This is a genomic window from Massilia glaciei (genome assembly GCF_003011895.2).
GTDB lineage: Bacteria > Pseudomonadota > Gammaproteobacteria > Burkholderiales > Burkholderiaceae_D > Telluria_A > Telluria_A glaciei.
This window is the reverse complement of record NZ_PXWF02000114.1, coordinates 1-25,820: the sequence shown is the minus strand read 5'-3', so window position 1 is coordinate 25,820 and position 25,820 is coordinate 1. Positions and strand designations below refer to the sequence as shown.

The following is a 25,820-nucleotide window of genomic DNA, read 5'->3' as shown; positions in this document are numbered from 1 at the left end:
TCATCCGGCGTTCAGTTCCAAGTGGCGACCTACCGTGCGCAACACGAGGGTGTATGCTTGGGCACACCCAAACCCGCGGACAGCCCGTTTGAAAAATATGATCACTCGCACACGGACGGCGTTCGCGCCTTGGCTGGCTTTGGCCGGCCTCGCGCTGTGCGCCCCGGCACACGCGCAAAGCCGCGACAAGCTTGTCGACCTCATCAACGAGTACCGCGCGGCGCCCGGCAGTTGCAATGGCGCGCGCGCGGCGCCTGTCGCCCCGCTGGCGCCGCATCCGGCCCTGGGCCGGGTACGGGTCACATCGGACACCTTGTTGAACCATGCGCTCGAGCGCGCCGGTTATCGAGATGCCATTGCGCAAGCAATTTCGATCTCGGGCGCACGGGACACCCACTACGTGATGGGGGAGCTCGTGCGCAGGTATTGCAAGACACTGTTGAGCACGCAATATTCCGCCATCGGCGCCAGCCTGAGCGGCGACAACTGGCTGATCGTGCTGGCCCAGCCGGCCCCGCCGCCGGTGGCGAGCCGGCTGCCTGACCTGCGCGCGGCAGGCGAGAGCGTTTTGGCCGCCGTCAACCTGGCGCGCGCCAGCGGCAGGCTGTGCGGGGAGCAGCACTTCGCCGCCGCGCCTGCGCTGTCGTGGAACCCCGCGCTGGCCGAAGCGGCCCGCGCCCACAGCCTCGACATGGCCAGGCAGCGCTATTTCGGGCACAAGGGCAAGGACGGGCGCGAGGTGTCGGAGCGCGCCGCGCAGGCGGGCTATCTCTGGCGGCGCATCGCCGAAAACATCGCGCTCGGCCAGGAGTCGCCGGCCGAAGTGGTCGCGGGCTGGTTGTCGAGCCCCGGGCACTGCGCCAGCATCATGCACCGCGAGTTCACCGAGATGGGCTCGGCCTACGGCTTCGACGCGGCGCTCGAACGACCGCGCATCTACTGGACCCAGGTGTTCGGGACGCCGCGCTAAACGGCTCCAGCGTGCCTACCACATCAGATCGTCGGGAATCTGGAAGGCGGCATAAGGATCGTCGGCGTCGACCTCGGCGCTGGCCTTGTTGACCCGCACCACCAACGAGGCGTCGCGCTCGGCGATCTTGTCGGCGATCACGCGCGGCACCAGTTCGATGCCGCCGCCCTGGCAAACGATGACGAGGCGCCCGGCAACCAGGTGCGCCTGCACCGCGGCCGACACGTACATGCGTTCGATCTTGGTGCCGTGCGTGAAGTTGTACGCGATGTCGCCGTTGCCCTTGCTCTGGCGATTCTTCTGCACCATCTGCGCGATCTGCGCCATGATCGCCTTTTGCTTGGCGGCGGCGTCGCGCTGGGCGTTGAGTTCGCGCGCCCGCTCGGCGTTTTTGCGCTGCGTCTCGAGCGCGGCCAGGCGCGCCTCGTCGACCGTCTCGGCGCCCGTGCGGCGCTCGACCTTTTTCTGCTTGTTCTTGTCCTGGGCGGCCAGCTTGGCCTTGTTCTTGTCGATGAGTCCGGCTTTCAAGAACTGATCTTGCAATGAGGCCATGTGTGCTGCTCCGAAATGAGGGTCCGCGGCACGGACAGCGGCGCCGGCCAGCGCAAAGTCGATAGCATAGCAAAGATATCGCTGCCGGCCCAAGATGGAAAGCGCCGCCGTTGCGCCCGGCGCCCCGGGACGGCGGGCACGCTGCACAAGGGCGGCGTTGAACGCCCGGGCTCGCTCAGCGCGCGGCCGTTTTGGCGCTCTGGCAATGGCGCAGGAGCGCCGGCGCCATCTGGTCGACCACCGAATTGACCGCGTAGTTCAGGGCCGTCACGTATTCGCTTTTCGCGCCCCACATATTGGTCTTGCTGCCGGCCGAGCGGAACTTCTCGGTTTTGACGCCGTCGGCTTGCTTCGATTCCGCCTCGATCGCCACCATGCCGTTGATGCGCATGTGGGTGATCCAGGTGTAGGCGCGGGTCAGGCGCACGTCGAGATTGACGGCGCCTGGCACGGGACTGGCGCTGTGGGTCACCGGAAAGCCGTAAGCCTTGAGTGTGTCGAGGCTGGCGCTGATCCAGGGCTCCGGCGGGCCGGACGGGATGGGCATGTCGGCGCCGATGCCGTCTTTGGTGAAACGCCGGTCGCTGATGCTCATGAAATTGATGGCGCAGGCGCCCTGCAGGGGCGTGATCCGGACTATCTCGGTCGCTTGCGCGTCGTAGCTCAAGGGCGTCTTTTCAACCGGCGCGGCGTGGGCCGTCAGCAGGCAGCACAGCAGGGGCGCACAAAAATAAATCGATGGTTTCATGGTGTGGTTTTCCGGTTTCTATTGTGCTACGGAGACAAGGTTGCCGCTCAACGAGCGCAGAATGACCCGCCCGTTTTGGGAGGCGAGCACCGGCAAGGGTCCGGCGCCGAGGTACACGCCGGGGACGACGGGGGCCGCCGCTTTCGGCAGGTCGGCCGGATCGGTGGCGTTGGCCATCAAATCGAGCTTGAGCATCTGCATGATCTGCTGCACGGCCTCATTCGAGGCGGCGCGGTACTGCGCACCGTTGGCATCGGCCCAAGCCTTGATCGACTCGACGCCGCCCGCGCCGGTCGCCGCGGAGACGTACACATAGGAGTTCAAAAACGCTTTCTGCTCGCTCTTTGCGCGCGAGATTGCGGCATGGGTCGTGACCTGGAGGTGCTTGAAATCGGGCGAAAACGTGTAGGCGGTCTGCAACACCATGATGCCCGTGCCGGCGGCGAGCGCTTTTATGCGCGCTTCGCTTTCGGCCGGTGTCGGCAACACCGTCGGCGTTTCGACAGCACCGAACTTGACCGGTGTTCCGCTGGCGAGCGCTGCCGTGAGGGCCTGCGTGTAGAGCGTGCGGAAATCGAAATCATCGACCGCTGCATAGAACGGCGCGATGTCGGCCTGCATTTTGTTTTGGCGCGACTCGCCGACCTTCGAATCGATGATGGCGCCGATCAGGCCGCCGCCGGTCGCGGCGCCGACGCCGCTCGCCTCCGCCCGCACGATCATTTCGTCCTGCGGCAACTGGTTCCAGGTGGTCACCTCGAGCAGTTCTTGTTTTGCGGCCGAATCGAGCGCGATCCGGGTTGGCGCGGTGGTGCATGCGCTGAAGCTCAGCGCCAGCGCGCAGGCAACAATTATTCTTGACAGCATTTTTTCCTCGTTTCGAATGGATTGACCTTGTTTCCAAAGGGCGCAAAATTTATCTCGCAGAAAATTTTACTTGAAAATATGGCCATTCAAAACAGAAATATTGTTTGTTGGAAAAAGCCGCACGCCGGCGTCGGCCTGGGCTGCCGGAATGGGAAAAACGAAAACGCTTGCAATAGTTCGATGATTAGCTAATAATCGACACATGAGCACAATTTTCAAAGCCCTGTCAGATCCCACCCGTCGCATGGTCCTCCAGCATCTACAGCAGGGGCCGATCGGCGCGGGAGAACTCGCCGACATGTTCGACGTGTCCAAGCCAACCATGTCGGCGCACTTCGCGGTGCTCGTCGCGGCCGGCCTGATCGAACCCGAAAAGCAGGGGCGCACGATCACCTACCGCATCAAGTTGTCGGTGCTCGAGGACGCTTTGCTCAGTTTCGCCCAAACCTTCGGCCTGGCGGTCACGCGAGCCGGAGGCGGCCAACCCGCTGATAAATCACATAAGGAAAAATCATGAGTGCGACATTCTCGTTGGGCCGTTCGATCCTGGCGGCAGCCTTCATCCTCGGCGCCTCGGCCGCGCTCGCGTGGCTTGCGCCGGACTATATCAGCGCGGAATGGTCGCAGCGGCTGCTCGGCGCGCTGCTCGGCGCGGTGGTGGTGGCCTACTCCAACGCGATCCCGAAAATACTCACGGCGCGCGCCCGTGCGGCAAGCTCGCCGGCGGCCGACCAGGCCGCGCGCCGCTTCGCCGGCTGGAGCCTCGTGCTCGGCGGCCTCGGCTACATGGGCGCTTCGCTGTTCGCCCCGATCGGCATGGCCAGCCTGGTCGGGGCCGGCCTGCTCGGCACGGGCTTGCTGCTCGCCGTGCTGCGTTGCCTCGGCGTCGGCGCGAGCGGCTCGCGCACCTGATCCACGCTTTTTCTGTTGCCAAACCACATAAAGGAACACCATGTTCGCAATGCTGATGGGACTGAAATCGATCTCCCCCAAAGACCTGCATGAGCGCATGCGCAAAGGCCCGCTGACGATCGTCGACGTCAACAACACGCAGTCGTGGGAAAGGGCGCGCGTTCCCGGCGCCATCAATCTGGGGGTCGACTTCGACGCCGCGGCGCTGCCGCAGGACTTCGACGCCGGCCTGGTGTTTTATTGCTCGAACCCGCTTTGCCGCAAAGCGCCCAATGCGGCAAAGCGCGCCAAGAGCCTCGGCTACAGCGACGTGCGCGTGATGTCGGCCGGCATCACGGGCTGGACCGACGCCCACCTGCCCGTCGACAGCGGCGCCTGAGGCGGCCGGGCCGGCAGGCCACCGGGCCACCGGGCCACCGGGCCACCGGGCCACCGGGCCAGATTACATCAGCACCGCGCGTTTGAACACGACGGCCTCGAGGTATTCGGAGGGCACGACCAGCGAGCCCGGCCCGCCCTCGTTGAAGCGGTCGAACAGCGCCAGAATGTCTTTCTCGAGCGCCAGCCCGGCGTTGGCGTCGAGCGCGGCGAAGGCCCGGTTGAGGGGACCGTAATAGTTGCGGAACACCTCGAGCCAGTGGGCCGGCGAGGCGTAGCGGAATTTGAACATCTTGCGTTCGATACTGATGTGCTGCGCATGGACGCCGAACAGGTCGCGCAGATGTTCCTCGGTGCCCCATGCCACCGGCGGCTGCAAGCCGGCGGGCGGGGGAACATGGCCGCCGACCGTCTTAAACAGGTGTCCGATGAATCCGTCCGGGGTCCAGTTGGCCAGGCCGATGCGCCCGCCGCCGCGCACAACGCGCAACATCTCCCCCGCGGCGCGCCGGTGGTCGGGCGCGAACATCACGCCGAAGGTCGACAGCGCCACGTCGAACTCGCCGTCGGCAAACGGCAGGTCCTCGGCATCGGCCTCGCGCAAGGTGGCGCTCAGGCCGTCGGCCTCGAGCCGCCCGCGCGCCTTGTCGAGCAGGGCCGGCACGTAGTCGGTGGCGGTGACGCGGGCGTTGCGGCGCGCCGCGGCGAGGGTGGCGTTGCCGTTGCCGGCGGCGACATCGAGCACGCGTTCGTTGGCGCGCACATCGGCCGCCTCGGCCAGCGACTCGGCGACGATCTGGAGCGTGACGCCGATGACGGCGTAATCGCCACTGGCCCAGGTGGCGCGCTGGCGTTGTTTGATGGCGTCAGAATCGGGCGCCGGTGTTGGGCGCGGCTGCGCGCCTGGCACCGCTGGTTGAATTGGGTCGCTCATGGTGCGTCTCCGGTGGCAAGGTTAACGACGTACGGGTTTGACCCCGCCCAGCCCCATTCCGTTCAACGCACCCCGATTGCCGGCCCCGACCTTCAGCGCAATTCGCGCAGCGCCCAGTCGACCTGCCCGACGACGGCGGCATCGGGATCGTCCCGCGCCGACTCCAGCGCGGCGATGCTGTCCGGCTCGCCCAGGTCGCCCAGCGCGTGCGCGACGCGGGCGCGCACGCGCGGGTCGGGGTCGCGCAGCAGCGCCAGCAGCGCCGGGAGCCAGCGCGTTTCCCCGATGTCGCCAAGGGCCCCGGCCGCCTCGGCCCGCACCAGCGGCGACGGGTCGGCCAGCAGCGCGGCGACCGCCGGCGCGGTCTCGCCGAAACGCATCTCGCTCAAGCCCCACAGCGCCAGTTGGCGCACCACGGGCCGCCGGTCCTGCAGCGCCAGCATGAGCGGCGGAATCGCGGCGCGCTGGCGGAACGACTCCGCCTGCGCCGCATGGCGCCGCGTGAAATCCTGCGCCCGCATCGCGGCCGCCAATTGCGTGAAATTGGGGTTACCCAGTTCGCCCAGCAATTGTTCGGCGCCGCGGCCGGCGGCGCCTTGCGTGCCGGCGAGCAGGCGGTCGGGCCAGATCACGTGTTCGCCGCGCAGCACCAGGCTGCCCAGCACGCCGACCAGCGCGAGCGTCATGGCGGCGCCGGCGAGCCATTGGCGCGCGCTCACGCGCCCGCGCGGACGCTGCTGTTCGAGCAGGGCGCCGATGCGCGCGACCAGCAAGGCGCCGCGTCCGGCGATCGGCGTGGCCAGCGAGGCGCCGCGCGGCGGCGAGAACGCATTGCGCGACACCGACACCAGGGTTTGCGCGTAGCGCGACGGCGGCACGCCCGTGCCCAGCACCGCGTCGTCGGCGGCGCACTCGATGTCGTGCTCGAAGGTTCTCAGCAACAGATGCATCAGCGGGTGCCACCAGTACAGCGCCACGAGCACCCGCGCGCACAACAGGGCGGCCCAGTCGTGGGCGGCGATGTGGGCCAACTCGTGCGCCAGAATGGCGTCGGGCTCGGCGTTGCCGGCGCTGTGGCGGTCGAGCACGATCACGGGGCGCCACAGGCCCCAGCTCAGCGGCGAGGCGACCCGGTCGGACACCAGCAGCCGCACCGGGCGCCGGATGCCGAGCGCACCGCGCAGCCGCGCCAGCGGCGCGCGCCACGCCGCCGCCTCGAGCGCCTCGGAGGCGCCGGCGATCCGCTGGAGGCCGCGCAGCTTGCGCGCCAGATTGAGCAGACACAGCAACACGCCGGCCGCGTACACGCACAACAACGCGCGTCCCAGATCGGCCGCGCGCGACGGCGCCGCGAACGCGGCCGCGCCGTCGGGCAGCCTGGCCAGCCATGCGAGCTCGGGCAAGGCCAGCGGCGGATCGAGCAGCGCCGTCCACGCGTACGGCAGGCCGAGCGGCAAGGCCGGCAGCAGCAACCACAACAGCGGCGTCAGGAGCAGGGCGAACAGGCCGCAACGGGCCGCGAACACGCGCCGCGCGGCCGAGGCGCGGGACAGCGAACGCAGCGCGAGCAACACCAGCACGACCATCAGGCTGTGCTTGAGCAGCAGCAGGACCAGGTCGGTGCCAGCCACTAACGCCCTTCCGCCCTGGCCTTGGCGATCATCGCCTCGAGTGCGTCGAGGTCTTTGTTGCTGAGCTGGTCTGACATGCCCAGCAAGGCGGTGGCGGCGCTGGCCGCCGAGTTGTCGAAGAAGGTGCCCACCAGCCGCTTGAGCGCGGAGTCGCGCACCGCCTGCTTGGGGACGACGGCGCTGTAGAGGTAGCGCTGGCCGTCGACCCGGTGCTGGAGCACGCCTTTTTCCTCGAGCCGCGCGAGCATGGCGCGGATCGCCGAATTGGTCAGCGCCACCTCGAGCCCCTCCTGGATCTGGGTCGCGGTCGCCTCGTGCAGGGTGTAGACCTGTTCGACGACCTGGCGCTCGCGCAGCGGCAGGTCGTCGAGGCTGGCCGGTGCGGCCGGGTCGGGGGTTTTTTTCATGGTTGCCTGAGCGCCTTTTCTGCCTTGTCCAGATTGCTTTGATAAGCGGCCAGGGCCCGTTCACCGGCGCCGCCCGCCCTGGCCAGCGCCAACGCGCGCTCGAACTGCTGTCTGGCCTCGGCCGCGCGCCGCAGCCCCAGCAGCGCCTCGCCATGGCTGTCGGCCGCGTTCGCCGACTGCGCGAACGCCTGTGCATTGTATTTCAAAATCAATTCGGCCAACACCGGCTGCTTACCCTTGTTTATGACGTCGAAACCGAGCGTGTTGATGTCGCTCTCGCCCAGCCGGCTTTGTTTCAGCGCGGCCACGACCAGCGCCCCGGCGCCCGCCCCCTGCCGCGCGCCCAGCAGTGCGGCCGCCTTCTCCAGTTCGGCCATCAGCGCCTGCCTGGCCAGTTGCTGGGCGCGCCGTTCGGCCGCCTGCGCCGCGGCGTCGATCACCTGCCCGATCGCGCCGATCACGAGCTCCGGCTGCTGCAGGTGGATATTGTGGCCGCTGTTGGCGGTGACCACGTGGGCGCCGTTGCTGAACTGGCTGAAAAACGCCTGGTGCCGTTCGCGCTTGATCCTGACGGCGGCCGGGGTCTCCTGGAAGAACTCGGCGCCGTCGCGCGCTTTGACCGACGTCAGCAGCACGGCGGCGACATCGGGCAGGGCCGCCATGGCCGGCAACTTGCCCTCGTCGAGGATCTGTTGCACCAGCTTCAGGTCGGCCGCGTACCGCGGCGGCACGAAGCCCGCCATGGCGCGCTGGTCCCGCGCCACGCGCGCCGCGTCGACCCGCTTGAGCGCCAGTTCGAGCCCCTCGTCGGCGGGATCGACGAACACCATGCCGGCCACCTGCTCCGGATGCGCGGCGGCGAATTGCCGGATCACGAAACCGCCATACGAATGGCCAACCAGGATGTAGGGAGGCGCCGCCTTGGCCTGCGCCAGCAGGCGCGCCAGCTCGGCGCTGCTTTGCCCGGGTCCGAGCGGGGCCGTGCGGGCCGGCGAGTTGCCGGTGCCGGCGCGCGAATACATGACCACCCGGGCGTTCTTGGCGACCTGCGGCGCGACCTTGCGCCAGACGCCGAGGTCGCTGCCGAAGCCGGCCTCGAACACCACCGTGTAGGGGCCGCTGCCGCCCTGGACTACATGCAGCTTGCCGGCGCCGACATCGAGCATGCCGTCGAACTCGGCCGCCGCCGCGCTCGTCAAAACGCCGGCGCCGGCCAGTGCCAACAACAGTGCGGCCATCTGCCGCTTGAATAAATAAGACATCGCGTTTCCTAAAAATCGTTATCGAATGGTCCTGCCGCAAACATGCTACAAGAGTAGCATGCCGCACCTGTAGCATGAAATCAAGCGCGATTTTTCGATCCCGCATTTGGTCCGTCCGGCGCCCGTAAGCGCCGACTGAACTCAGCAGAACGCTGGTGGTCGAACAAACACTGCATTGCTGCGGCAGTTGCCCGCTGTGGTGCGCCCTTTCAATTGTCTGGCCCGACCCAAGGAGTAACACATGCCGAACCAAGTGACCAACTGGGGTGATGCGCTCATGGCATCGCTCTCTTCCGCGTTTTCCCTGTTCTTTCTGGCGGTGCCACGAATCCTCGGGTTTGTCGTCATTCTCGTCATCGGCTGGATCCTCGCCTCGCTGACCGAAAAGGCGCTCGCGGCCGTGTTGCGCAAGGTGCACTTCGACGGTTTCGCCGCGCGCGCCGGGCTGGCCGGCTTCATCGAAAAAACCGGCATGCGCACCGACGCCTCGGGCACCATCGCCCTGATCGCCAAATGGTTCGTGCGCCTGCTCACGCTCATGATCGCCTTCGACGCGCTCGGCCTGCCGGCCGTGTCCGACGTGCTGCGCCAGTTGCTGCTGTGGCTGCCCAACCTGATCGTCGCGCTGGTGGTGCTGGTCATCGGCGGCATCGCCGCCAACGCGCTGAGCACCGTGGTGCGCGGGGCCGCCGCCAAGGGCGAACTCGGCAACCCCGAACTGCTGGCCCGGGTCGCCAAGTCGGCGGTGTGGGTGTTCGCGGTGGTGGTCGCGATCAACCAGATCGGCATCGCCGCCAGCCTGGTCAACATTTTCTTCATGGGTTTTGTGGGCGCGATCGCCATCGCGCTCGGCCTGTCGTTCGGCCTTGGCGGGCGCGAGACGGCCGGCGAGATCGTGCGCGGCTGGCACCTGCGCCAGCAGGGCGGCCGCCTCGCGCGCAATATGCGAACGGCGGCCAACGAAAATGCCGGCGGCAACTTCGATGGCAACGTGCGGCGCAGCCTGATCGGCGGCTACCGGCGCGATCCCTACGGCCGTGGCGAGGGCTGAAACAAGGCCGTCCGGCGCAAAAGAGCCCGCGGGGGCCTGCGAAAAAAAGCCCGCGTGGGCGCATAAAGCCAGCGGGCGCGGGCGCATGAAAACCATCGGGGCGGGCGGCGCGTTCGCCCGCGACCGGCCCCGGGCGCACCGGCGCGCGGCGCTTACAGCGGCGCCAGGATCGCCTGCAGGTCGGCCTGGGTCAGCGCCAGGTCCTGGGCGGTGCCGCCGGCCAGCACGGCGTCGGCCAGTTCGGCCTTCTTGCGCTGCAGCTCCTGGATCTTCTCCTCGAGCGTGCCCTTGGCGATGAGCTTGTAGACGAACACCGGCTTGTCCTGGCCGATGCGCCAGGCGCGGTCGGTGGCCTGGTTTTCTACCGCCGGATTCCACCACGGGTCGTAGTGGATCACGGTGTTGGCCGCCGTCAGGTTCAGGCCGACGCCGCCCGCCTTGAGGCTGATCAAAAACACCGGCACGGCGCCGCGCTGGAACGCGTCGACCTGGCCGGAGCGGTCCTTGGTCTCGCCCGTGAGCAAGGCGTAGCTGATGGCGCGCTCGCGCAGTTCGGCCTCGATCAGCGCGAGCATGCTGGTAAATTGCGAGAACACGATGATCTTCCTGCCCTCGTCGAGCAGGGCGGCGACCATCTCCATCAGTTCGGCGAGCTTGGCCGACGGCGCGCCCCGCGCTCCCTCGCCTGCCAACTTGACCAGCCGCGGGTCGCAGCACACCTGGCGCAGTTTGAGCAAGGCGTCGAGGATCACGATCTGGCTGCGCGCCACGCCCTTGCTGGCGATCGCATCGCGCACCTTTTTGTCCATCGCCACGCGCACCGTCTCGTACAGGTCGCGCTGGGCGCCCGCCAACTCGACCTCGCGCACCATCTCGGTCTTGGCCGGCAGCTCGGTGGCGACCGCGTCCTTGGTGCGGCGTAACAGGAACGGCTTGATGCGGCGCACCAGGAAGGCGTTGCGCGCGGCGTCGCCGAGTTTTTCGATCGGCTTGCGGAAGTCGGCGTTGAACGCCTTCTCGTCGCCGAGCAGGCCGGGCAGCAAAAAATGGAACTGGGCCCACAGTTCGCCCAGATGGTTTTGCAGCGGCGTGCCCGTCAGGCACAAGCGGTGCCGCGCGTTGAGCAGCACCGCCGTCTGCGCCGCCTTCGAGCGGCTGTTCTTGATGTATTGCGACTCGTCGAGTATGAGCAGATGGAACTGCTGCGCGCGCAACTGTTCCTCGTCGCGCGGCAGCAGGGCGAAGGTGGTCAACACCAGGTCGCTCTGGCCGATCTGGCCGAAGCGCGCGGCGCGGTCGGCGCCGTGCAGCAGCAGCACGCGCAGCCCCGGCGCGAAGCGCGCCGCCTCGGCCTGCCAGTTTCCCATCAGGCTGGTCGGCGCGACCACCAGCGCCGGCGCGGTCAGGCGCCCGGCCTCCTTTTCGGTCAGGATGTGGGCCAGCGTCTGGATCGTTTTGCCCAGGCCCATGTCGTCGGCGAGGATGCCGGCCAGTCCGAACTCGCGCAGAAATTGCATCCAGGACAGGCCCTCGCTCTGGTACGGGCGCAGGCTCGCCTGCAGGCCGGCGGGCGCGGCTACCGCCTGAACGCCGCCGAAGCTGCGCAATTTGTGGCCGATCTCGCGCAGGCGCTCGCCGCCCATCCAGCGCAGTTGCGCGCCCGCCTCGAGCTCGGCCAGGCGGGCCGCGTCGAGCTCCGGCAGGCGCAGCGTGTCGCCTATTTTTTCGTTGAAATAAAGCTCGCCCAGGGTGTGCAGGATGGGCTTGATCCGGCCCCACGGCAGGGCCACGTTCACCCCGCCGGGCAGGTGCGCGATCAACTGGTCGGTGTCGGCGTGGGCGTCGAGCACGGCGCGGTCGAACTCGCGCGGCGCGCCGCGGATCAGTTGCAACAGCACGGGCAGCAGCGGATGCCTGGCGCCGTTGACCACGATCCCCAGCTCGAGCTCGAACCACGGGCTGCCATTGTCGCCGCCCTGCTCGACGTCGGCGTACCAGTCGTCGACCTCGCTAACATCGAAACGGAACGACGGCTCCTGTTGCACGTCCCAGCCCCGCGCGGCAAGCAGCGGCAAGTCATCGCGCGCGAAACGCAGCCAGTCGTTGGCATGCGGCAGTTGCACGATGCCTTGCGGCGCGCGCGCGGCGGCGGCGGCGCTTGGCGCCCGGAAGCCGAGCGCGGCCAGCTGCGCGCGGGCCGCGCTTTCGAGCGCCTCGTCGCGCAAGATGTTCTCGAAGCCGCGCGCGCTCCAACGTCCCAGTTGCCGCGACGGGTCGTTGGCAACGCGCTCGCCGTCGTAGTCGAATGCCACAAGGGCGTAGTCGTCCCAGACGGTGCCGCCGCCGTCGCCGGCGCTGCGCTCGATGCTGCCGAGCAGCAGGATCGGCCGCGGTTTGATGTCGCCGCGCGTGCGCTGTTCCACCGGCGGCGGCAGCGGCACCACGCTGCCCAGGCCGTGCTGCGCCATTTGAAACGAGAACGCCGCCACGTCGCGCGCCGGCAACTGCGGCGAGCTCGTCACCAATGCCTGCAATTTTTGGATCGGCACCGCGGCTTCGAAAGCGTCCAGCGCGAGTTCGCCCAGCAAACCGTTTTGGATATACATCGGCGGCTCGGTCGCGAGCACGCAGTCGGCGCTGGAGTCGTCGTCCAGGCGCCAGCACAGCCGCAAGGCATCGGGCTGCGCGGGGCTGCCGGCCCAGCCGAGCCGGCCCTGGCGCGCCGGGCCCGGTTTGAGCAGGCGGATCTGCCCGGTCCTGATGTCGGCCTTGCTGTCGGCCATGCCAAGGCAGTCGAGCTCCAGGGCCGCGCGCAACAACAGGGCGCCCGCCTTGTGGCGCACCTCGGTGACGGCGCCGCCAAAGCTGCTGCCGTTCATGGCGGTGAACAAGCGCACCACGAACTGCTCGGGTGGACCGACGAAGGCGGGCGCGCTGTACACCAGCGCGTAACTGTCGTTGTACACGGTCGCCGAGACGATGCGCCCGCCCGCGGCCACGCGCGCCTTGCACAGGCAGATCTCGACCCGCCCCGTAGCGAGATCGCGCAGCAACACGCACAGCAGGCGGTGGCTGCCCGTGCTCTTGGGCACGGGTTGCAGTTTGCTGTCTTCGAGCGCCACCTGCACCTGGCGCAGCCACATCGTCAGGGCCGGGGCCAGCTGCGCATCGTCGCGGCGCGCGACCGGACCGGCTGGCGCCTTCTCGAGCCAGACCAGCAATGCGGCAACGACATGCTTGCAGTTGTAGTCCATCGGACAGCTGCAATCGCCATTGAAGACGACCCCGTCGGGGCGCATGAGCACGGCGATCGACTGGGTGTAGGCGCTGCCGCCGCTGCCATTGACTTTGCTGGTGATCCGCGCATCCTTGCGTGCCAGCGCGCGCACCATGCCGTGCTGCGCATAGTCGCGGCCGCGCCGGTAGGTGCCGTTGTCGAAATTGTCGAGAATGTCGTCGAGTGTGAAGTTCATGGGGGGCAAGCTGCGGGAACGGTGGGCACAGGCCGGATTATCGCCGATGCGCAGCGCGCCCGCAGCTTCGGCTGGCTACCTGATCACGATCCGGCCGCCGCTGATGGCCGACCCGGCCACGCCGGCGGGCATGCCGCGCGCCAGCGCACCGCTGCCGTGGGCGCCATTGTCGTAATCGACGACTTCGGCCTTGGTGGCCGGATCGACATGCGTGATGCGCAAACCGAAGCGGTCGTGCCCGCCGCCGGCTGCCGCGCCGTCGATCATGGTCAGCGCAAAACTGTAGCCCGCCACGCCGTTGAGCGTGCCGCCGCCCCGGTACTGGCCGCGCCCGCCCGCGGTGGCGATCTGCTGGTAGCTGTCGCTTTGGAAGTGCATATTGCCGGCGCTGAAACGCAGTTTGGCCTGCGCCCCGCCCTTGGCCATGGTTTGCGTGCCGGCGGGGTCGAAACTGAAGCTCGCCAGCGCCGCCTTGGGCGGTCCGCTTTTGAGCGCGCCCGCCGGCGACATGAACCAGCCGTTGGCGGCGGCCACGCAGCCGCACGGCGCCGCGACCACGACCTTGCGGCTGACCGCGCTGGTCCTGCCCGTGTTGTCGGTGAGCGTGAGCGTGACCCAATACACGCCCGGCGCGTCGAAGGTGTGGCTGCCGGCGGCGCGCCCCGCGCCCGCGCGCCCAATGACGGTGCCGGCCGCGTCGGCGCTGCCATCGCCCCACGACCAGACCGCGCTGTGCGTGTCGGCCAGGTCGGCGTCGCTGAAGCCGGCCGACAGCATCACCGGCCTGCCCGGCGGTACGCTGTCGCGCACGGCGATCGGTCCGATGGCGGGCGCGACCAGCGCGCCGGGGCCTGGCTTGAGCAGCACCAGGCCCGCGTTCGATTCGGCCACGATCCACCCCTTGTCGTTGATGGCGACCCCGATCTCGAGCCTGAGCCCGGCGGGCGCGTTCTTGATCCGCCGGTTCAGGTCGGCCATCGGCCGTCCCGCGGACCACAGGAATGCGCGCGAACGATCGCTGCGGGTTCTGGCCGCGCCCACCACCTGCCCCTTGTCGTTGACAGCGATCGCGCTCGAGTACGACCCGCCCAGGGTGCCGAGGTCGCGCATGCCGCCCGCCATCGTCCATGACATCGCATGCTGCTTGCCGGCGGCCGTGTCGGCCACGCCGACCACCTGGCCGAGGTTGTTCATGTCCCACACGCCCGAACCGGGGCCGCCGAGCGTGCCGAGGTCGAACATGGCGCCTGCGCTGTTCCAGAACACGGCGTGGTAGTTGAAATCGATCATCGACACGAGCGCGGAGCCCGCCACCTGTCCCGATTCGTTGACATCCTCGGCGTAGGAATTGTCGCCGCCGAGCGCGCCCAGGTCGACCATGCCGGTCCCGTGCCGCCAGGCGAACGCGTGGGCGTTGCCGCTGGCCGCGTTGGAGAACCCGACGACCATGCCGGCATCGTTGATTACGGTGCCGACCGACCCGAGTCCGGCCACCGTGCCGAGGTCCATCATGCCGGACGCGAACGACCAGCGGAACGCGTGGTACGGGTCGAGCGCCGGTCCGATCCATTGCGAATAACCGGCCACCTGGCCCAGGTTGTTGATCGCCCTGCCCTGCGAGTACACGGCGTTGCCCAATGTGCGCAAATCGACCATGCCGGCCGCCGCGCTCCACACGAAGGCGTGCACGTTGAGGCCGTTGCCGTAGGCGGCATACCCGGTCACCTGGCCCCATTCGTTGAGGTCCTCGGCATACGCCTCGGGCGCGCCGAGGTCGCCGATGTTGCGCACCATGGCGCCGTCGTAGAAGTAGGCGCGCGGCGTCGGCGAAAACAAGGAAAAGGCGACCTGGCCGCGCGCGTTGATCTGTGGGATGGTCGGCAGCTGGCCGGAACCGAGGTTGACAATGTGATAGGTCGGCACGCAGCCGCAGGTGTGGTCCAGCCCGGCCCCGGCCGGTGGAGCCGGCGCCGGCGCGGCCGCGCCCGCCGTCACCGCCGCCGCGGCGAGGCCGGCACCGGCGACGCGGGGGATCGACCAGCCGAACAGGCGTTTCTTGCGTTTTTTTTCGGTTGCGCATTCCATTATTTTCTCCATGTTGTAAGCCGCCGTTCGCGGCAATTGTTATTCCGCACGAGGTCGCGCCTTGATGACCTTCACCAGCATGGGGGCGTGGCGTGGGCCGTGCCTGAGCCACAGCGAGGTGCGCGCGCGTTCGGCCAAGCGGAGATCAATCGCGCGCGATCTAGCGTTTCTGGCCGAGTACAAGCGGCGTTAACGAAAAAATGCCCGCTGGCTGGCGGGCATTTTTGATCTTCGCAAAGCTTGCGCTTAGGGTTTCAGATGGCTGTCGAGCCAGCCCTTGACCGTGTGATGCCAGAGCAAGGAGTTGGCCGGCTTGAGCACCCAGTGGTTCTCGTCCGGGAACATCAACAACTTGCTTTCGACGCCTTGGCGCTGCAGCGCGGTGAAGGTGCCCAGCGCCTGCGCGGTCGGAATCCGGAAGTCCAGGTCGCCCTGGATGACGAGCATCGGCGTCTTCCAGTTTTTCACGAACAGCACCGGATTGTGCTTCTCGTACGCGGCCGGTTTCTCGAGATAGGTGCCGCCGTTTTCCCATTCGGTGAACCACAGTTCCTCGGTCGAGTAGGCCATGCCGCGCGTGTCGAACACGCCGTCATGGTTGACCAGGCACTTGAAGCCGTCGGACCAGTTGCCGGCGATCCAGTTCATCATGTAGCCGCCGTAGGACGCGCCCAGCGCGCAGCTGCGCGAACGGTCGAGCCAGGGGAATTTGGCGACGGCCGCGTCGAGGCCCTTCTTGAGGTCCTCGAGCGGCTTGCCGCCCCAGTCGCCGCTGATCGAATCGGTGAACGCCTGGCCGTAACCGGTAGAACCGTGGAAATCGATGAACACGCTCGCGTAGCCGGCGCCGGCGTAGGTTTGCGGGTTCCAGCGGTAGCTCCACGAATTGCCGAAGCTGCCCTGCGGGCCGCCGTGCACGATGAACGCGATCGGGTATTTGACGCCCGGCACCGCGTTCCACGGCTTCATCACATGGCCGTATACGGTTGCGCCGTTGGCGCCTGCGAACGAGAACTGCTCGGCCTCGCCCATGCGCACGTCCCGCAGCAGCGCCGCGTTCAACTGCGTCAGCTGGGTCGCGGCGGCGGCGTCCAGGCCGAGTTTGGTCTTGAACAGTTGCGCGCCCGATCCAAGGTGCGCCTGCGCCATCACGATGGTGTCGCCGCGCATGTCGAACGCGCTGACATAGCCTTTGCCGCTGACCGGCGTGACCTTGCCGCTGGCGGCGTTGAGGGCGAACAGGCGGTGCTGCCCGATGTCGTCGGCGACCGCCAGCACGGTCTTGCCGTCGGGGCTCCAGCGGAACTCGCCGATCGAGCGGTCCCAGTTGTCGGCCAGCGTGCGCTTGCTGCCGGTGGCCACGTCCATCATCACCAGCCGGAAGCGGTCGGCCTCGAAGCCGGGCCGGGCCATCGCGAGCCAGGCCAACGTCTTGCCGTCCGGCGAATAGGCCGGTTTGCTGTCCCACGCGAGGTTGTCGGCGCTCAGGTTGCGCGGCGCGGCGCCGCCGGCGGCGGGCACCTGGTAGACGTCGAAGTTGGTCGACCAGGCCTCGGTCTTGCCGGCCACGCGCACGGCGAAAACGATGTTTTTGCCGTCCGGGCTGAAGCGGTATTCGTCGCGGTCGCCGAAGGGCTTGGACGGCACGTCGCCGTCGATGCCGCCGGAAAGGCTGACCGGCGCGGCGCTGACGCGCCCGCTGCTGTCGATCGGCGCCGAGTACAGCACCGCGTTGCGGCCGTCGGCCCAGGTGTCCCAGTGGCGCACGAACAGGCGGTCGTAGACCACGCCGCTCGCCTTTTGTTTGGCCTTGGCGTCGATGCGCGCCTTGGTGCAGGCGAGGTCGGCGCAATCGCGGAACACGGCCAGGCCGAGCGCGATGCGCTCGCCCGTCGGCGACAGGCGGAAGTTGTCGACATCGACCGGCAGGTCGGTGACCCTGGCGGCCTCGCCGCCGGCCAGCGGCAGGCGCCACACTTGCGACGATCCCGAGCGGGCAGACAGGAAATAGACGGCGTCGCCGGACGGCGACCATTCGGGATCGGTGCTGCTGGCGTCGCTCTGGGTGAGCCGCACCGGCGCCGGCTTGGCCGCGCGCAGGTCGAGCATCCACAACTGGACGTTGCCGCGGTTTTTCTCGAGGTTGGTCGAGCGCACCGTGTACACCACGCGGGAGGCGTCGGGCGAAAGCGCGGGGCTGCCCACGCGCTCCATTTTGACCAGGTCCTCGACGGTGAACCCGCGCGGCGCGGCGAGCGCGCCGCCGGCGGCCAGCATCGCGGCCGTCAACATCAACAAGCGTGACTTCATTGGATCATCTCCGGATTTTTAATAACCAGCAATGATACCAAGTTCAACAGCGCGGATGGGGCCCGCGGCCGGGCTATGTTTACGCGTGCGTCACGCAGTGGCTTGGGGCGGCCCATAAGTCGTGATGTCGATCCCCAAAAAAAGACAACCAACATCGTCCTCGCGGACGCGGGGCCCCATAGAACAATAGCTCACCGCAAGCGTTCCTTGCATCCACGCCAAGGGGGCCGCCGAGCTTTCGTCGACGCAGGGCAGCACAATCGGCGCCGACTCGATGATCGAGGACTGCCTTTTGATTCACGCGCGTCGACCCTGGATGCCATACGAATCTCGTTCAACAAAATTCGCGATCGTACGATTAGACCGCGCCTGGAATCCTTGCTTTTCTGGGTGACGGCCTGCGCGCTTAGATCATGAGCGGTTGAAGTTGGCGACCGTCGAAACCAGCGTCGCGCCGCAACTCGTCTTGTGCCCGGCATAGGCGACGGGGATGCCGTCGACGGTGTGATGCGGGTCACCCTCCGTAATCGTGCCATCGCCATGCAGTGGGCAAGTGCATTTGTCCCCGACGCGGGCGATGGCGATTCCATCGACCGTGAAATATGTGCCGGAAACACTGGAGACATTGCCGCCGTGGCTCGTGGGGTCGTTCAAACGGATAATGTTAGGAATGATTTTTCTCCCTGTGGGTCGTACCAAATGAGGTCGTGCGGCGATGGGCCTGCGCGGCCCAGAAGGCAAAGTGGCGCCGCGCCCCGCCCTCAATCCCACCGCTGTCATTGCTGCGCCACCGGCCATCCTGTGAGCATGTGCCTCCGCTGATGGTGAGTTTTCCCAAGGGTGTCCTCTCCTTCTCGCCGGTGCCTGGATTGCCGCCGCTGGTCCCGCGTATGCGAATTGATTCCAGCAACCTGTCCCATAATTCGATCGCTTCTTCATCGGTGATACTGGGCTTGACGCTTGCCTTCTTATTTTTTATCACGCCTGAATCCAAGCGGACGTCGAGTCTTGGCTGCAGTGGGTCGTACAACGCCCCTAGACTTTCGAAGTGAAATTCGTGCGCCTCGGTATCGCGCTTGTACACTGGTCTGCGCGACACAAATTCAAAACCCTGCCACGCGCCTAGTTGACGCGGGCCGCGTCGAAAGGTCTTAATGCGAGCGTAAACTGCACCAAGTCCTCTTTGCTCCGCCTCCTCTTTAGCCTCATCGAGCATCAATTCCAAGCGCCCCGTTTCGGCCAGGCGCTCGCGATTTTTTTGGACCTCAACAGAGAAGTGCACATCCGGGAATTCCTTGAGACGGACACCGACTGTGATTTTTTCATACTCAACCTCTAAAGGGATGAAGCCGCCGTTGATACAGATCCCAGGTTCCGCTGGAATTTCACTCTCGGAACGAGAACGAAGATTACTTGCGACCCTATTGAAGACCAATATTTCGTCGGCGTCAGGTCGCACGTTGTTGGAATGCTGCACAAACAGATCTTTTCCGACAGGGATGAAGGAATACATCGTGTAACCGACCCGATTTGATGAGCCGAAAGCCACTTTCTGCCCGGGCAACACTCCATCGACAACCTTGCCAAATAAGGGAAATTTAACAATATCTTCCTCGTGCAGGAGTTCCCGCTTGCCTTCCACGATATCGAGATGTTCGGCTAGGCGATGCGCCAACTCTCCACTTGCGTCGGCATAACGGTTAATCTCGTGCTCTACATTTGCAGGGCCGTAAACGAGTGTCGCTGTAACAGGAATTGTCATCACGAACCGGCCGAAGCAGACTGTTCTCGTCTTTTCAAACAGCGTTTGCAATCGCGGGGAAAGAGGTGTCATGTCGGACCTTTTAGTTGATTGAGCCGGACTGTCGCATGCACAAAGTGACAATGCAGCGGTAAGGAGGATGGCGGGCGAGGTCATCGCAACTGCGAATGCATTAATGCCAAGGTAGTTCGTCATTTCGACCATCCCATCGTGTAGGCAACCGCACCACTGCATGGTGGGGTCGTTCAACCGGATAATGTTAGGCATGACTTTGGGCTCTATGCCGTTTTGTGTGGAAATGGACGACCGGCGCGGTAAATGGTAGATCGCAGCGGAGCCGCTGGTTGCATGGGATTCTGCGGTAGATTCTTTAACTTGGACATGCGGAGGTAGGCGATGGCGACGAAGTTCTTCACGGTTCGGAATCCACGCGCAGCCCGTTTGACCTGCTGGAGCATGCCATTCATCGCCTCGACATAGGCGTTGCTACGGCCATCGAGCATGCCGCGTACCACGCCAGCCAATCGATCCTTGAGCGTGGTGGCGAGTTTTTTGAATGGCTCAAGTCGACTGCGCCGCGCCCACGAAATCCAGCGCATCAGGGCGGCCTCGGCTTTTACGGGGCAATTGCTCGTTACGCCAGTGGCGTAAGTCGAGCGCAGCCCCTCTTTCAGGCGCCAGGCGCGTGCGCTCTTGAGGTTCGAGCGCTGCAGCCGATACATCGTGTTGATCTGATCGACGCTCCAGTCGGAATGGTCTTTGCGCATGCCCCAGAACATGCCCTTGATCGCTTTGCGGTCCGTTCCCATCGCCGCGCGCACGACTCGGGGCTGGTCTCGCATTTCATCGCGCCGCACGGCATCCATCGCCTCATTACCCAAGGCGATCACATCAAACCGGTCGAAGCTAATTTGGGCTTGAGGCAATATCTCGGTCACGCCCTTGGTGTAGGCGGCGCTCATGTCCATGCAGACGTGCTTGATGTCGTCCGGGTTGCCGCCATGCGCAATCAAATCTTCCTTGAATTCGATGACCGTGCCGTGCTTTCGACCCTCGGTCATGAACAGCAACCGCTTCGCTTCCAAGTCATGGGCCACGGTCACATAGTCCTGGCCGCGCCTGAAACTCAAATCGTCGATGCCAATCACGGCGACGCCGTCCATTTTCTCCTGGGCGCGCGCCTCACCGACGTAATGATCTATCCTGCGCCACAACTGCCTGGAATCGACTCGCAACAGGGCCGCAGCATGCGCAACCGGCATGGACTGGCACAGCGACAAGGCAAACGCTTCAAACAGCAGCGTAAAGCCGCTGCCAGGGCGTGCCCACGGCGCTTCCACCAACGTGGTCTTGCCGCAAGCGCCGCAGTCGACGCGCGGCACGTCGGCGTGCAGCCACGCCTCGTGCTGGAAGAAATCCAGATGCCGCCAGTCGCGTCTGACCCTGTCATGAATGCCTTGCCCGTTGACGCCGCAGGCAGGGCAAGACAACTGCTTCGCATTGCAGGCGACCTCGAAATCGATCCTCCGTTTGGCGGTGTCGAGGTCGACCTTGACCACTTCCCACGGCGACTTCAGTCCCAGCGCGGACGTAAACAGGGCTTCGACACCAACACTCATTGCGGCTACCTCAAGTTAAGACTACGGTCATTGCTGTGGCCAGGCACATCGTCCAACGCGTCTGCATGGTCGTCGCCATGGCATGCCATGTCGACGGCCATGCCCCAGCGTATTGGCCCTGCACAGCGTCAAGGGTTCGCTTCGCCGGGCAGCGCTTCGCGCCACCCGCCCTTGACCCTGTTCCGGGCCTGGATGCATGGCCGCGCAGGGCAATGCAAAGTAACGACGAAATTAGGCATTCACAGCGGTAGCCGACATGGTATCCGAAGTCAACTTCCACTCAAAACGGCATTGGGCCTGACTTTGTCCCGCTGACGGTCATACAAAATGAGGGCTTGCGATGGCTCTGCGCGGCCATGATATGACCTCGCTGATTTAGCTGATTCGGGGCGACGTGTCCTTCGCCGCATCCCCATCCGGCGGCGGTGGCGACGGCGCGATGCCAAAATGCGGCGGTGCAACGTTTTCCGCCACTTGCAATGATGCCGCTGGTTCTGCGTCGTAATCGACAAGCTCCCATACAGTCGTCAGCCTGTGCCTCGGTCGCTCGCCAGTCAGCCTTTGCCAAACGCTCGGCTTGTACAAGAGCACAATATCTGGAAACGTGTCGCCGAAGGCAAAGTGGCGCCGCGCCCCACCCTCAATCTCGCCGCAGTCAGTGCTGCGCCACCAGCCATCCTGGGAGCATGTGCCACCAGTCATGGAACGTTCTCCCAATGGCGTCCTCTTCTTCTCGCCGGCGCCTGGGTTGCCACCGCCGGTCTCGCGTATGCGAATTGAGTCCAGCAGCCTGTCCCATAATTCGATCGCTTCTTCATCGGTGATACTGGGCTTGACGCTTGCCTTCTTATTTTTTTTCACGCCGGAATCCAAGCGGACGTCGAGTCTTGGCAGCAGTGGGTCATTTGATGCCCCTAGACTTTCGAATCGGAAATCGTGTGCCTCGGCATCACGCCCGAACGCGGGTTTGTGCGCCACAAACTCAAAACCCTTCCACGCTCCCACTTGACGAGCTTGACGTCGGAATATCTTGATACGGGCATAGGCAGCACCTAGACCATCATGCGCCGCTGCCGCCTCCGCCCCGATGAGTCTAAGCTCCAAACGGTCCTCCACGGGCAAAAAATCTCCATTTTTCAGTGCCGCGATCGAGAAGTGCACATCCGGGAATTCCTTGAGACGCACACCGATCGTGACCTTCTCATATTCAAAATCCAAAGGAATGAAACCACCGTTAATACAGATTCCGGGTTCCGCTGGAATTTCGTCCTCGGAACGTAAACGAAGATTACTAGCCACCCTATTAAAGATTAGTATTTCGTCGGCATTTGGTGGCACGTTGTTGGAATGCTGCACAAACAGATCTTTCCCGATAGGAATGAAGGAATACATCGTGTAGCCAACCCGATTGGATGTGCCGAAAGCCACTTTCTGCCCTGGCAATATTCCATCGACAACCTTCCCAAACAGAGGAAATTTGGCGATATCTTCCTCGTGCAGGAATTCCCTTTTGCCTTCCACGATAGCTAGATGTTCAGCTAGGCGCTGCGTGACTTCCCCGCCTGCGTCCGCGTAACGGTTGATCTCGTACTCTGCCTGTGCAGGACCAAAAACGACTGTCGCGGTAGCTGGGATTGTCATGACAAATCGGCCGAAGCAGACAGTTTTCTTTTTCTCGAACAACGTTTGCAAACGCGGGGACAGGGTTGTCATGTCGGGCCTTTTAGTTGGTTGAGCTGAGCTGTCGCATGCACAAAGAATCAGCGCAGCAATGAGCAGGACGACTGGCGAGGTCATCGCAGGCGCGAATGAACTAATGCCGAGGTATTTCGTCATTTCGACCATCCCATCGTGTAGGCAATCCGCACCACGCTGAAGAGTGTGGAAAACAGGGCCGACTCATCTGAATAGCTGGCCTGATGTTCATACCCGTGCTGCCGGAAAATCCCCTTGAACTTGCCACTTCTCAGTTGGTGTTCCGCGGAGTGCAAGGGTACGGTTTGATCACCGGGGTCGGCCGCAACCGACATGGTGGCTGTGAAACGGGGACCGGGTTGCCCGACTGGCGACGGGAACCTCGGATCGACAAGGGTCAAGACTCCTTTTCGGTCGTCGGCCACAAGGTTTAAAAGGTTGACATCAACCACGCGCGCCCGATCATCGACCGCCCATACCACTCGCCGCCAGGCGGGGTGCGCGGCACCGGCGCCGTAATGTGCATAACTTTGATCGTGGTATGTTTCATTGATGTTACTGTGAAATTTCTTTGCCAAGTCCAACAGATGACATGTATTTTCAAAGCTCGAGTTCCTTTGGCGCGCCGGATTGATCCATCCCTCCTGCAGCAGGTTGAACCACTTGCCTTTCACCTTATATATTTCCTCGTAGGGGTCCCCTTTTTCCGGCAGGCTTTTGATAATTTTTCCAGTATGTTGCACTCGCAACCAGTCGTTGCCGTAAGCCTGGCTGGGTAGCAATTCGAGTCCACCTTGGGCATTTCCAAGCACCGGTGTAACATGCGCTCCCGTGCTGCCCAAGACATCGGTCGTAATCCCACTGCCCTCAAAGCCACAGCGCATGCGTTTGTACGCGGCTCCCGCACCAATCGCGGGCATGACACCATGAACTATTCCCAACACCTTGTCGTTGAGTCCGCCCATGGCCGGATGTATCGCCGCCCGTGCCACCAGCCCCCCCATCGAATGGGTAATCAGGATGACTTTTTCACATTGAAATCCCTGGGCCTCGTAATTTTTCATAAGTGCCCGAATACGATTGGCAATGACTGTTCCCGATTCCTCATTTCCTTTTAACCAGTTGTACCCCATGGCGTGAACTGGGAACCAGCAGCCTTTGACAGCGGCGCGGAGTGTGGCCTCGTCAAGCGGCGCGAGAACCGGCTGGGCGTGCGCTCCCCATTTTGCCGGAGCAACGTCGATAATTTTTTTCCACCAACTGTCCATCTTGCCGCCGTAAAAGGCTGTATTGAGCCGCTCCTCGCACATCTCCAAGAGCTCGCGGTAGCTATCAAAATACACCTCGCCCCAGCCCCGCGCGCGCGCTTTCTGCTCGCTCGTGCGGCGGCCGCTGGTGCCACGCGGGTCACTTCTAAGCAACGGCGGATTGATGGCTGGTTCGACCTTATACGAGAAATCGACCTCCACCTCCTCGTTGCGCTCATCCGACGTCTCGTCCGGATCGCCTGTGGGGTTCCGCACCGGATCGTATGTATCGACTTCCGTTTCATCTGGATCGAGTCGAAGTTGCCGCTCCTCTGCAGTATCATTGGCCGAGGCGAGCGTTTCCAGCGTATGCTCGGGCCTCCACGAAATATTGTTGTCCTTTTCAAGCTGCGCCTGCCGCGCCGCGCTCATCCGCAAGTTGGAACCCATGATGCCGGGGATGAAGATGATCGGCAAAACGCGCCTCGGTGGAATGCTTTGCACTTGTGGAATGCGATCCTGTTTGGGGGTTACAAACCCGCAAGCGATGGTACCTTGCTCGAAGTACGGGTTCACAGGCAGCTTGTAACCCGGGAAGTTGTATTCGTCTGTCATTTTCATCCTTTGTGTGAATGCAACAGTGAAACGCCGCCAGCCATCATTCGAAAATCGCCTTGATCGTGAATCGGCCGAAAGGAATTGATGACTCCAATATTTGTGTCAATCCCGCGTCATCGGTCGTTCCTTCGATGACCTGGCCGTCCTCCATCGTCGCTTGAAAGCGTTGTTTTGCCATTGGTTCCCCGGTGTTGAGATCGACAATGCGTACACGCTGCTCATGGGCTGGAACCTCCTTCGGCATGCGCAGTAGTGGCGTTTCGCCACCTGCGGGGCTGGCGAACGAGACGTCGGCGGAATTGACCGTGTACCCGCCCGTGCATTTGTGCGAAATCGCCCCCTCGCCGTAGACCGCTTGGGCGCCTTGCGTGACCACGGTGACCTTCGGCGCTTGAAAAACGATCTCCTCCGACGCAATAAGGACGATGCGCTTGGCGGAGGTGATTTCCACATTCTCCTCATGCGCTTGAATCTCGACCTTGCCACTGGCTGCGATCAGTTTCACACCGAGCTTGTGGGCGAACAGGCTGATGCTTTGCATCGCATGCAGCATCAACTTGCGTCCGGCAGAGATCTGCGTGTTGCCCACGCTGAGCACATCCACATGGGTTTGCGCGCCGATGGAAACATTGGATTGACTGCCGAGCAGCAAGCCTGCCGGCGCCTCGATCGCCACGATGGGTTGCCCGCCCACAGCGGCCGGTTCGTCGCCATCGGTGTTGCTGCCATCCTCCCACCGCCGCAAATGCCCGGCCAACTGCGCCAATGGCTCGCCGTCGGTGCGGCCGGCGTTGTGCGCATCGGCCAGTTCGGCAAGCTGCTTCTGGATGCCGGTGAGCGCCTCGGCAAGGCCGTTGAGCCCGTCGCGCTCGAGCTGGCGGCCGGCGGCGCGAAGGCTCGCATCGGCGCTGATGAACACGCCATTGCCGCCGCGGATGGACACGGCCTGGTCGCTGCGCAATTCGGCCCCCTCGCCGCGCGGCTCGGCGTTGCCATTACTCCGCGGATGCGTCAGGTAGCCAAGGTTGAGCTGGCTGTGGCCGTGCTCGCTTTCCAACTGCGCACTGATCTGCCCCGGCGTGTCGTCCATGCGCAACTGGTTGTAGCGGTACGCCTTGGCCTCCTTGCTTTTTATTCCCGACAGGTGTTTGTCTCCCGGAAGTACGCTGGCGCGGCTGAAGGTGGGAGGCGGCGTTTTGCCCCCGTGCACGCGGCCGATGATTAGAGGATGGTCCGGGTCGCCGCCCAGGAATATGACGATTAGTTCATCGTTTACCCTGGGCAAGGTGAGCGCGCCGA

General features: G+C 64.7%; 21 protein-coding genes. 5 read left to right on the top strand and 16 right to left on the bottom strand.

Annotated elements, in window-relative coordinates; genetic code table 11:
- Window positions 1-97: 97 nt before the first annotated feature.
- Complete coding sequence (locus C7C56_RS08235; protein WP_106756958.1) at window positions 98-970, top strand: CAP domain-containing protein; 873 nt, start codon at window positions 98-100, stop codon at window positions 968-970.
- Between the two features lie 15 nt (window positions 971-985).
- On the opposite strand, the gene C7C56_RS08230 is transcribed toward C7C56_RS08235, so the two are convergent.
- The 3 genes from C7C56_RS08230 to C7C56_RS08220 form a co-directional block, all read right to left on the bottom strand.
- The gene (locus C7C56_RS08230) at window positions 986-1,522 is read right to left on the bottom strand and encodes a DUF2058 domain-containing protein (RefSeq protein ID WP_106756957.1); all 537 of its coding nucleotides are present in this window, start codon (window positions 1,520-1,522) and stop codon (window positions 986-988) included.
- 175 nt (window positions 1,523-1,697) lie between these two features.
- Window positions 1,698-2,270 carry a YajG family lipoprotein gene (locus C7C56_RS08225; protein ID WP_106756956.1) on the bottom strand — a complete coding sequence of 191 codons (573 nt, stop codon included), beginning with the start codon at window positions 2,268-2,270 and terminating at the stop codon, window positions 1,698-1,700.
- 18 nt (window positions 2,271-2,288) lie between these two features.
- A complete protein-coding gene (locus C7C56_RS08220) occupies window positions 2,289-3,137 on the bottom strand; it encodes a hypothetical protein (protein ID WP_106756955.1) in 849 nt (282 codons plus the stop codon).
- A 202-nt stretch (window positions 3,138-3,339) separates the two neighbouring features.
- On the opposite strand from C7C56_RS08220, the gene C7C56_RS08215 reads away from it, so the two are divergent.
- Genes C7C56_RS08215 through C7C56_RS08205 form a run of 3 tightly spaced genes read left to right on the top strand, consistent with a single transcriptional unit; the run spans window position 3,340 to window position 4,428 of the window.
- Entirely contained in the window at window positions 3,340-3,654 is a 315-nt protein-coding gene (locus C7C56_RS08215) for a metalloregulator ArsR/SmtB family transcription factor (RefSeq protein ID WP_106756954.1), read from the top strand.
- On the top strand, window positions 3,651-4,049 hold the full coding sequence (locus C7C56_RS08210; protein ID WP_146204346.1) for a hypothetical protein: 399 nt from the start codon (window positions 3,651-3,653) through the stop codon (window positions 4,047-4,049). Before C7C56_RS08215 ends, C7C56_RS08210 begins: the two co-directional genes overlap by 4 nt.
- A 40-nt stretch (window positions 4,050-4,089) precedes the next feature.
- Complete coding sequence (locus C7C56_RS08205; RefSeq protein ID WP_106756952.1) at window positions 4,090-4,428, top strand: rhodanese-like domain-containing protein; 339 nt, start codon at window positions 4,090-4,092, stop codon at window positions 4,426-4,428.
- Between the two features lie 63 nt (window positions 4,429-4,491).
- On the opposite strand, the gene C7C56_RS08200 is transcribed toward C7C56_RS08205, so the two are convergent.
- The 4 genes from C7C56_RS08200 to C7C56_RS08185 form a co-directional block, all read right to left on the bottom strand.
- A complete protein-coding gene (locus C7C56_RS08200) occupies window positions 4,492-5,361 on the bottom strand; it encodes a class I SAM-dependent methyltransferase (protein WP_106756951.1) in 870 nt (289 codons plus the stop codon).
- A gap of 92 nt (window positions 5,362-5,453) precedes the next feature.
- Window positions 5,454-6,992, bottom strand: a complete 1,539-nt coding sequence (locus C7C56_RS08195) for a M56 family metallopeptidase (protein WP_106756950.1) — start codon at window positions 6,990-6,992, stop codon at window positions 5,454-5,456.
- Window positions 6,992-7,399 (bottom strand): BlaI/MecI/CopY family transcriptional regulator, encoded by a 408-nt coding sequence (locus tag C7C56_RS08190; protein WP_106756949.1) that lies wholly within the window; start codon window positions 7,397-7,399, stop codon window positions 6,992-6,994. Before C7C56_RS08190 ends, C7C56_RS08195 begins: the two co-directional genes overlap by 1 nt.
- Complete coding sequence (locus C7C56_RS08185; RefSeq protein ID WP_106756948.1) at window positions 7,396-8,661, bottom strand: alpha/beta fold hydrolase; 1,266 nt, start codon at window positions 8,659-8,661, stop codon at window positions 7,396-7,398. The genes C7C56_RS08190 and C7C56_RS08185 overlap by 4 nt, the downstream gene beginning before the upstream one ends.
- 241 nt (window positions 8,662-8,902) lie before the next feature.
- Between C7C56_RS08185 and C7C56_RS08180 the strand changes: the two genes are divergently transcribed.
- The gene (locus C7C56_RS08180; RefSeq protein ID WP_106756947.1) at window positions 8,903-9,712 is read left to right on the top strand and encodes a mechanosensitive ion channel family protein; all 810 of its coding nucleotides are present in this window, start codon (window positions 8,903-8,905) and stop codon (window positions 9,710-9,712) included.
- A gap of 152 nt (window positions 9,713-9,864) precedes the next feature.
- On the opposite strand, the gene C7C56_RS08175 is transcribed toward C7C56_RS08180, so the two are convergent.
- From C7C56_RS08175 to C7C56_RS08135, 9 genes are all read right to left on the bottom strand, one after another.
- The gene (locus C7C56_RS08175; RefSeq protein ID WP_106756946.1) at window positions 9,865-13,185 is read right to left on the bottom strand and encodes a DEAD/DEAH box helicase; all 3,321 of its coding nucleotides are present in this window, start codon (window positions 13,183-13,185) and stop codon (window positions 9,865-9,867) included.
- A 75-nt stretch (window positions 13,186-13,260) separates the two neighbouring features.
- A complete protein-coding gene (locus tag C7C56_RS08170) occupies window positions 13,261-15,270 on the bottom strand; it encodes a PKD domain-containing protein (RefSeq protein WP_181373066.1) in 2,010 nt (669 codons plus the stop codon).
- Window positions 15,271-15,516: 246 nt separating this feature from the next.
- A complete protein-coding gene (locus C7C56_RS08165) occupies window positions 15,517-17,580 on the bottom strand; it encodes a S9 family peptidase (protein WP_106756944.1) in 2,064 nt (687 codons plus the stop codon).
- Between the two features lie 411 nt (window positions 17,581-17,991).
- The gene (locus C7C56_RS08160) at window positions 17,992-18,252 is read right to left on the bottom strand and encodes a PAAR domain-containing protein (protein ID WP_106756994.1); all 261 of its coding nucleotides are present in this window, start codon (window positions 18,250-18,252) and stop codon (window positions 17,992-17,994) included.
- Complete coding sequence (locus tag C7C56_RS28025) at window positions 18,245-19,537, bottom strand: T6SS immunity protein Tli4 family protein (protein WP_146204345.1); 1,293 nt, start codon at window positions 19,535-19,537, stop codon at window positions 18,245-18,247. The genes C7C56_RS08160 and C7C56_RS28025 overlap by 8 nt, the downstream gene beginning before the upstream one ends.
- A gap of 83 nt (window positions 19,538-19,620) precedes the next feature.
- Window positions 19,621-20,961: an ISL3 family transposase gene (locus C7C56_RS08150; protein ID WP_106756942.1), complete on the bottom strand. Its 1,341-nt coding sequence runs from the start codon at window positions 20,959-20,961 to the stop codon at window positions 19,621-19,623.
- A gap of 375 nt (window positions 20,962-21,336) precedes the next feature.
- Window positions 21,337-22,797 carry a T6SS immunity protein Tli4 family protein gene (locus tag C7C56_RS08145; protein WP_146204344.1) on the bottom strand — a complete coding sequence of 487 codons (1,461 nt, stop codon included), beginning with the start codon at window positions 22,795-22,797 and terminating at the stop codon, window positions 21,337-21,339.
- Entirely contained in the window at window positions 22,794-24,518 is a 1,725-nt protein-coding gene (locus C7C56_RS08140; protein ID WP_109246562.1) for an esterase/lipase family protein, read from the bottom strand. Before C7C56_RS08140 ends, C7C56_RS08145 begins: the two co-directional genes overlap by 4 nt.
- A 43-nt stretch (window positions 24,519-24,561) precedes the next feature.
- A partial coding sequence (locus C7C56_RS08135) for a DUF2345 domain-containing protein (RefSeq protein WP_146204343.1) occupies window positions 24,562-25,820 on the bottom strand: 1,259 nt, incomplete at its 5' end.

Bases quoted from the DNA above. Each gene is read 5' to 3' on its own strand.
- C7C56_RS08235 (WP_106756958.1), top strand. From the start codon at position 98: ATGATCACTCGCACACGGACGGCGTTCGCGCCTTGGCTGGCTTTGGCC.
- C7C56_RS08230 (WP_106756957.1), bottom strand. From the start codon at position 1,522: ATGGCCTCATTGCAAGATCAGTTCTTGAAAGCCGGACTCATCGACAAG.
- C7C56_RS08225 (WP_106756956.1), bottom strand. From the start codon at position 2,270: ATGAAACCATCGATTTATTTTTGTGCGCCCCTGCTGTGCTGCCTGCTG.
- C7C56_RS08220 (WP_106756955.1), bottom strand. From the start codon at position 3,137: ATGCTGTCAAGAATAATTGTTGCCTGCGCGCTGGCGCTGAGCTTCAGC.
- C7C56_RS08215 (WP_106756954.1), top strand. From the start codon at position 3,340: ATGAGCACAATTTTCAAAGCCCTGTCAGATCCCACCCGTCGCATGGTC.
- C7C56_RS08210 (WP_146204346.1), top strand. From the start codon at position 3,651: ATGAGTGCGACATTCTCGTTGGGCCGTTCGATCCTGGCGGCAGCCTTC.
- C7C56_RS08205 (WP_106756952.1), top strand. From the start codon at position 4,090: ATGTTCGCAATGCTGATGGGACTGAAATCGATCTCCCCCAAAGACCTG.
- C7C56_RS08200 (WP_106756951.1), bottom strand. From the start codon at position 5,361: ATGAGCGACCCAATTCAACCAGCGGTGCCAGGCGCGCAGCCGCGCCCA.
- C7C56_RS08190 (WP_106756949.1), bottom strand. From the start codon at position 7,399: ATGAAAAAAACCCCCGACCCGGCCGCACCGGCCAGCCTCGACGACCTG.
- C7C56_RS08185 (WP_106756948.1), bottom strand. From the start codon at position 8,661: ATGTCTTATTTATTCAAGCGGCAGATGGCCGCACTGTTGTTGGCACTG.
- C7C56_RS08180 (WP_106756947.1), top strand. From the start codon at position 8,903: ATGCCGAACCAAGTGACCAACTGGGGTGATGCGCTCATGGCATCGCTC.
- C7C56_RS08175 (WP_106756946.1), bottom strand. From the start codon at position 13,185: ATGAACTTCACACTCGACGACATTCTCGACAATTTCGACAACGGCACC.
- C7C56_RS08170 (WP_181373066.1), bottom strand. From the start codon at position 15,270: ATGGAATGCGCAACCGAAAAAAAACGCAAGAAACGCCTGTTCGGCTGG.
- C7C56_RS08165 (WP_106756944.1), bottom strand. From the start codon at position 17,580: ATGAAGTCACGCTTGTTGATGTTGACGGCCGCGATGCTGGCCGCCGGC.
- C7C56_RS28025 (WP_146204345.1), bottom strand. From the start codon at position 19,537: ATGACGAACTACCTTGGCATTAATGCATTCGCAGTTGCGATGACCTCG.
- C7C56_RS08150 (WP_106756942.1), bottom strand. From the start codon at position 20,961: ATGAGTGTTGGTGTCGAAGCCCTGTTTACGTCCGCGCTGGGACTGAAG.
- C7C56_RS08145 (WP_146204344.1), bottom strand. From the start codon at position 22,797: ATGACGAAATACCTCGGCATTAGTTCATTCGCGCCTGCGATGACCTCG.
- C7C56_RS08140 (WP_109246562.1), bottom strand. From the start codon at position 24,518: ATGACAGACGAATACAACTTCCCGGGTTACAAGCTGCCTGTGAACCCG.